The following is a 1,433-nucleotide window of genomic DNA, read 5'->3' as shown; positions in this document are numbered from 1 at the left end:
GGCTCAGTAGATAATTAGTGGGGGTAAGCGTATATCATGGAAAGTCTGTAGAGAAAGAATTTCTCATCCCTAATTCCCCTTAGTGCTGCCCTGAAGGACTTGACTTTGGCGTTGAAAGACTCTGCTGCTGCGTTAGACGACCTGTTATTGTAGAAGTTGAGTATGTCATCATAGTGTTCGTAGAACGTAGCCGCAATAACGTTGAAGGAATGGAATCCAGCCTCTTCGACCTTGTTGTACCATTTGGCCATAGAGAGCCTGGCAGCATCCTTGATGGTGTTCTTGGCAAAGATCATCCTCAGTGAATGAGAGAGCGAATACGCCTTCTGCAGGTCAGGATATAGTTCGAAAAGGATTCTGGCTCTCATCTTCTGCCTGTCTGTCCATTTGTCTGCCGACTTGAAGAGCAGGTATCTGCTACGGGCCAGCAATTCTTTCTTTGTATCGCCGTTCTCATAGCGGAATGGAACGTATTCCCGCCCTTCCTGCCTGGCGTTTTCCATCTCGTCATTGGCTTCTTGTATGGCATCCCAGCGGTGTCTGATACGCATCTCCTGTACGGCATCACAGGCAAGTTTCTGAATGTGAAAGCGGTCAATGACACGTTGGGCTTTCGGAAAAGCAGATCGTACAATCTTGTGCATGGAGTCAGACAGGTCAAGTGTTATCTCCGTCACTGCCTCGCGTTTCTCTTCGGGAATATTCTCCAAGGCGTTGATGACATCTTCCGACTTCGTGCCGGATACGACTGCAACAAGACACCCCTCACCGCCATGACGCTCACGGTTGGTTACGATAGTGTACAGCTCTCCGTTGGACAGGCTTGTCTCATCTATAGCCAGATGAGAGCCAATGTTTTCCGGAAACACAAGCCATTCGTCTGCGTGTGGCAGTTCACTCCAGCTACGATAGCCACTCAGAACCTCCTTGTACTGTTTCTTGAACGTATGTGCGTCAATGTAGTAGAAATCCTCAAGCGTACGGCAGGTCACTGGGGATTTCCCCATACGTCTGTTTTAAAAAAGCCGCAAACTCCTTAGAGTAGCGGGTGCCGTCGGCTGTCACTTTCAGTGGGAGAATGAAACTCTTTCCTGTGCGGGTATCTATCCACCTGCGGCGGCGCAGAACCAGTACCACCTTGTGGTCACGGATGGGAAAGTCTGTCACCTCTACGGGAGAGATAAAACCCTTCGATTCAAAATGACTGTCACCCTGAAGGTCTGGATGTATTTTCTCGTCAAGGTGAATGTGCATCTCAGGCTCGTCATAAGCCTTCGTGTCAACGTACTCAATATCAGTTATGATGAAGTGGTCAAGCACTTCCTTGGGCAGCACCATACGTGCCAACATTAGCAAACCTTTGTCTTCCATGATGCAAAGGTAAGCATTTCATATGAATCATACTCATTTACCCCTATGAAAAATCTATTGAG

2 protein-coding genes are annotated in these 1,433 nt (G+C 48.2%); both read right to left on the bottom strand.

From position 1 onward, the window contains the following. Positions 1–14 precede the first annotated feature (14 nt). Positions 15–1,007: a transposase gene (locus CIK90_RS09030; protein WP_173849331.1), complete on the bottom strand. Its 993-nt coding sequence runs from the start codon at positions 1,005–1,007 to the stop codon at positions 15–17. Beyond that, entirely contained in the window at positions 973–1,371 is a 399-nt protein-coding gene (locus CIK90_RS09025) for a hypothetical protein (protein ID WP_094439892.1), read from the bottom strand. The genes CIK90_RS09030 and CIK90_RS09025 overlap by 35 nt, the downstream gene beginning before the upstream one ends. Positions 1,372–1,433: the final 62 nt, after the last annotated feature.

This window comes from Prevotella sp. P5-126 (assembly GCF_002251185.1).
Lineage (GTDB): Bacteria > Bacteroidota > Bacteroidia > Bacteroidales > Bacteroidaceae > Prevotella.
This window is presented reverse-complemented; position numbering and strand designations above follow the sequence as displayed.